At 68.2% G+C, this 5,384-nt stretch carries 4 protein-coding genes and 2 pseudogenes; all 6 read right to left on the reverse strand.

The annotated features are described in order from the left end of the window. A pseudogene (rpoB, locus tag QZ483_RS12475) lies at positions 1-1,302 on the reverse strand (DNA-directed RNA polymerase subunit beta); the annotation flags it as partial. A gap of 213 nt (positions 1,303-1,515) precedes the next feature. Beyond that, a pseudogene (locus QZ483_RS12480) lies at positions 1,516-1,737 on the reverse strand (cation-transporting P-type ATPase); the annotation flags it as partial. Between the two features lie 63 nt (positions 1,738-1,800). Continuing rightward, positions 1,801-2,916 carry a glutamate 5-kinase gene (gene proB, locus QZ483_RS12485; protein WP_297084488.1) on the reverse strand — a complete coding sequence of 372 codons (1,116 nt, stop codon included), beginning with the start codon at positions 2,914-2,916 and terminating at the stop codon, positions 1,801-1,803. A 45-nt stretch (positions 2,917-2,961) separates the two neighbouring features. Then, positions 2,962-4,485, reverse strand: a complete 1,524-nt coding sequence (obgE, locus tag QZ483_RS12490) for a GTPase ObgE (RefSeq protein WP_297084490.1) — start codon at positions 4,483-4,485, stop codon at positions 2,962-2,964. Between the two features lie 88 nt (positions 4,486-4,573). Continuing rightward, on the reverse strand, positions 4,574-4,825 hold the full coding sequence (gene rpmA, locus QZ483_RS12495; RefSeq protein WP_297084492.1) for a 50S ribosomal protein L27: 252 nt from the start codon (positions 4,823-4,825) through the stop codon (positions 4,574-4,576). A gap of 14 nt (positions 4,826-4,839) precedes the next feature. Further along, the gene (rplU, locus tag QZ483_RS12500; protein WP_297084494.1) at positions 4,840-5,148 is read right to left on the reverse strand and encodes a 50S ribosomal protein L21; all 309 of its coding nucleotides are present in this window, start codon (positions 5,146-5,148) and stop codon (positions 4,840-4,842) included. Positions 5,149-5,384 lie beyond the last annotated feature (236 nt).

A 5,384-nucleotide genomic window follows, 5' to 3' on the forward strand; every position in this document is an offset into this window, starting at 1 on the left:
CCGGCCCGCCACCTCATCCGACTTCACCGTCAGCATTTCCTGCAGGGTGTAGGCGGCGCCGTAGGCTTCGAGAGCCCAGACTTCCATCTCGCCGAAACGCTGGCCACCGAATTGCGCCTTACCGCCCAGCGGCTGCTGGGTGACCAGGCTGTACGGTCCGATCGAACGCGCGTGGATCTTGTCGTCGACCAGATGGTGCAGCTTGAGCAGATGCTTGATACCGACCGTCACCGGGCGGCGGAATTTTTCACCGGTCCGTCCGTCATAGAGGTCGGACTGGCCCGATTCCTTGATCCCGGCCATTTTCAGGTGATCGACAATGTCGCTTTCGCGCGCGCCGTCGAATACCGGCGTGGCAATCGGAACGCCGTTCGAGAGGTTGCGGCCCAGCTCGGCCAGCTCCTCGTCCGACTTCGGCAGCTCCTGGTCCTTGCCATAGACCTCGGTCAGCTTGGACTTCAATTCCTTGGCCTTGCCGTCACGCTTGTAGCCCTCGTAGAGCTCGCCGATCTGGCGGCCGAGGCCCTTGCACGCGAAACCGAGGTGGGTTTCCAGGATCTGGCCGACATTCATCCGCGAAGGCACGCCCAGCGGGTTCAGCACCAGGTCAACCGGCGTACCGTCTTCGAGATAGGGCATGTCCTCGATCGGCGCGATCTTGGAGATGACGCCCTTGTTGCCGTGGCGGCCGGCCATCTTGTCGCCCGGCTGCAGCTTGCGCTTCACCGCGACGAAGACCTTGACCATCTTCATCACGCCCGGCGGCATCTCATCGCCGCGCTGCAGCTTGTCGACCTTGTCCTCGAAGCGGCGGTCCAGCCGCGCCTTGGAGTCGTCATACTGTTTCTTCAGCGCTTCGACTTCGCCCATCGCCTTTTCATCGTCGATGGCGATCTTCCACCATTGCGAGCGCGGCTGGTCGTCGAGCGCTTCCTGGGTGACCTCACCCTTCTTGAAGCCCTTCGGACCGGACGTTGCCTTCTTGCCCAGCAGGATGTCGGACAGGCGCGAATAGATGTTGCGCTCGAGAATGGCGAGCTCGTCATCGCGGTCCTTGCCGAGACGTTCGATCTCTTCACGCTCGATGGCGATCGCGCGCTGGTCCTTCTCCACACCGTGACGGTTGAAGACGCGGACCTCGACGATCGTGCCGGTGGTGCCCGGCGGCAGACGCAGCGAGGTATCGCGGACGTCCGATGCCTTTTCACCGAAGATGGCGCGCAGGAGCTTTTCTTCCGGCGTCATCGGGCTTTCGCCCTTCGGCGTCACCTTGCCGACGAGAATGTCGCCCGCCTCGACCTCGATCACATCGCCGGGCACGATGTCGACGGCCGGGACCGACGCGATCTGGCCGTCGCGCCGCACGCGCACCATCGGCACCTGCATGGTGGCGAGGGCGTCGACGCTCGCCTGCGCCTTCTTCTCCTGCGACGCCCCGGACCACACGTTGAACAACACGAGCAGGCCCACGAGGATGCCGGTGCTTGCCTGCCCGATCGCCAGCGACACCGCCGTCACCGCGATGAGCATCAGGTTCATGGGATCGAGCGCCTGCTTGACCGCAAGCTGCCACCACGTGGCCGAACTCACGGCTTCGAGCTGGTTCGGCCCGTGCGTGGCGAGGCGGTCCGCGGCCTCGGCAGCACTCAGGCCGTCACCCGATGCGCCGAGCGCGTCCAGGGCTTCCTCAGCGTCCTGGCTCCACCACGCGGTCTGCGCAGCCTCATGCTCCGCCATGGCGTCCTCCTCGCAGCTCACCTGTTTCGAGCCTAGTGAGGGACGGCGCGCGGCGCGCGGGACCTACATGACGACGAGGTCATCAATATGGATGAGCTCCCGGGCGTAGGCCTCCCCGAACTGCATGCCCAGCACGTCCGTACTGAGGCCGCGCATGCGCTGCGCCTCCTCGGCGGAAAAGCCCGCGAAGCCGCGAGCGACCAGTGCGCCGTCGGGAGCGAGCAGGTCGACCGGCTCGCCTGCCTCGAACGAGCCGCGAATCTCCGTCACCCCGGCTGCGAGCAAGGACGCTCGCCTGCCGCGCAGAGCGTTGGCGGCGCCGTGGTCGACCACGATCGAGCCTCGGGTCTTGGCGGCGTGCGCGAGCCACTGCAGGCGCGTGGTGTCGCGCTTGCCGGTCGCGTGGAACAGCGTGCCCACGGCGTCGCCCGCGAGCGCGGGCGCGGCGTCGGCGGTGCTCGCGAGGACGACGGCGATGCCGGACGTAGTGGCGATCGATGCCGCCTCGAGCTTGGTGATCATCCCCCCGGTTCCCAGCGCGCTGCCGCGGCGGGACACGTCGACGTCCGCGACCTCGTCGAGCGAGTGGACCTCATCGATCCGCTCCGCCCCGGGCGTGCCGGGCGCCGCGGTGTAGAGGCCGTCGACGTCCGTCAGCAGCACCAGCGCATCGGCGTGAGCGACCGTCGCCACGAGCGCGGCCAGCCGGTCGTTGTCGCCAAAGCGGATCTCGTCGGTCGCCACGGCGTCGTTCTCGTTGACGATCGGGAGCACTCCCAGGTCGAGGAGCCTGTTGAGGGCGCGCTGAGCGTTGCCATAGTGCGCGCGCCGCACCATGTCGTCGGCGGTGAGCAGAACCTGGCCCACGGTGACGCCATGCGAGCGGAAGGCTGCTGTGTACGCGTGGATGAGCGCGCCCTGGCCCACCGACGCTGTCGCCTGCGCGGTCGCGAGATCCTTGGGCCGCGCCGGAAGACGCATGGGCCCCAGGCCCGCTGCGATGGCTCCCGACGTCACCAGGATCACCTGGCGACCGACCGCCCTGAATCCCGAGACGACGTCCGCGAGGCGTTGCACCGCGACCTCGCTCAGATGCCCGTCCGCCTCAGTGAGCGACGACGACCCGACCTTGACGACGATGCGCCGTGCGGACGCGATCGCTTCCCTCGTGCCGGTCACTGAGCCTCCCGCTCTCTTGCCTCACCGATGCGCAACGCGCTCAGTTCACTCGTCCTCGTTGGGGTCCGTCCAATGGCCGGCCTGACGCTCGGTCCACAGCTCCTCGCGTGCTGCTGACTTGGCGTCCATGCGCTCCTTGTGCTCGGCGCGCTTCTCCGAACGTGTCGCGCGCGCCGAACGCTCGTGCTCTTCGATGCGCGCATCCGAGCCGCGCGAACCCAGCAGCTCGGCGCCAGTCGCCATGGTGGGCTCCCAGTCGAAGATCACGCCGCCCTCGCGGGGCCCGATGACGACCTCGGAGCCGGGCACCGCCCCCGCCTTGAAGAGCCCGTCCTCGACGCCGGCCTTCGCGAGCCGGTCGGCAAGGAAGCCGACGGCCTCGTCGTTGGCGAAGTTGGTCTGCTTGACCCACCGCTCGACGCGCGAGCCGCGCACCTGGAAGTAGTCCTCGGCGCCGTCGCGCACGTGCTTGACGGTGAAGCCTGCGTCGTCGACCGCTCGGGGGCGGATCACGACGGGCGCCTTCTCGAGCACGGGCGCTGCGGCACGATGCTCGCTCACCATCGCGGCCAGCGCGAACGACAGCTCTCGCAGCCCTTCGTGGCTCACGGCGCTGACCTCGAAGATGGGCATGCCCGTCGCCTCGAGGTCCTCGCGCACCATCTGCGCGAGCTCGCGGCCGTCAGGCACGTCGATCTTGTTGAGGATGATGATCTGGGGGCGCTCGGCCAGCGGCACGCCGCTGATGGCCTCGTCGCCCGTGTAGGCCTGCAGCTCTCCCGCGATGACGCGCAGGTCCCGCACGGGGTCGCGATCGGACTCGAGGGTCGCGGTGTCGAGCACGTGCGCGATGACCGAGCAGCGCTCGATGTGGCGCAGGAAGTCGTGACCCAGGCCCTTGCCCTCGGACGCCCCCTCGATCAGGCCGGGCACATCCGCCATCGTGAACCGGGTGCCACCCGCCTCGACCACGCCCAGGTTGGGCACGAGGGTCGTGAACGGGTAGTCGGCGATCTTGGGGCGCACCTTGCTCATCGCGGCGATCAGCGAGGACTTGCCGGCACTGGGGTAACCGACCAGCGCGACGTCCGCGATCGACTTGAGCTCGAGCACCACAGTCGCCTCATCGCCGGGCTCTCCCAGGAGGGCGAATCCGGGCGCCTTGCGCTTCTGGGTCGCGAGAGCGGCGTTGCCCAGGCCCCCGCGGCCTCCCGCGGCGGCCACGAACTCGGCGCCATCGCCCACGAGGTCCGCGAGTACCTCGCCGTCGGGCGACTTCACGATGGTGCCGCTGGGAACGCCGAGACGCAGGTCGGAGGCGTTCGCGCCGTGGCGGTGGTCCCCCGCGCCCTGGGCACCGTTGTCCGCCTTGCGGTGCGGGCCATGGTGATAGTCCAGCAGCGTCGTCACCTGCGGGTCGACCACGAGGATGACCGAGCCGCCGCGGCCGCCATTGCCGCCGTCGGGTCCGCCCAGCGGCTTGAACTTCTCGCGGTGCACGGACGCGACACCGTGTCCCCCGCTGCCTGCGGTCACGTGGAGGGTGACGCGATCCACGAACGTGGCCATGGTGACTCCCTCCTCGACCTTCTCAAGATAGACGTCAGGGGCGCCACCGCATCGGCGACGCCCCTGACGAGGAAACTGTGGGTGGTCGTCAGCCGGCCACCACGTCGACGACCTTGCGGCCACGACGGTTGGTGAACTGGACCGTGCCCGCCTCGAGGGCGAACAGGGTGTCGTCCTTGCCGCGGCCCACGTTGTGGCCGGGGTGGTGGTGGGTCCCGCGCTGGCGGATGATGATCTCGCCCGCGGAGACGACCTCGCCACCGAAGCGCTTCACGCCCAGGTACTGGGGGTTCGAGTCACGACCGTTGCGCGAGGAGCTCGCGCCCTTCTTGTGTGCCATGAGTTCTTCCTCGCTTACTTGATGCCCGTGACCTTCAGGCGGGTGAGCGCCTGACGGTGACCGATGCGCTTGCGGTAGCCGGTCTTGTTCTTGTACTTCAGGATGTCGATCTTGGGACCCTTCTCGTCACGGACCACCTCAGCGGTGACCTTGACCTTCGAAAGGGCCTTGGCGTCCGACGTGACGGTCTCGCCGTCGACGAGCAGCAGCGCCGGGAGCTCGATGGAGTCACCCTCCGCCGCCTTGAGGCGGTCGACGACGATGACGTCGCCCTCGGAGACCTTCTCCTGGCGGCCACCGGCCTTCACAATCGCGTACACCATGAATCTGAATCCTCTACGTCTGGATGGTTTCCTGCCGCTGCCGCGTGGGGCGCAGGCAGGCCCGTGACGCTTCCGCGCCGACGTACAAATGTACCCGCTCGCCCCCGCGTCGGTCAAACCGACGCGCGCGTCGCGCTCAGTCCTTCTGGTCGTCCTTCTGGTCGTCTACCGACTCGGTCGCCTCGGGGGCCGATGCGGTGGTCGCGTCGGGCTCCGATGCAGGGGTCGGCTCGGCC

It is taken from the genome of uncultured Demequina sp., from assembly GCF_913055775.1.
Classification (GTDB): Bacteria; Actinomycetota; Actinomycetes; order Actinomycetales; family Demequinaceae; genus Demequina.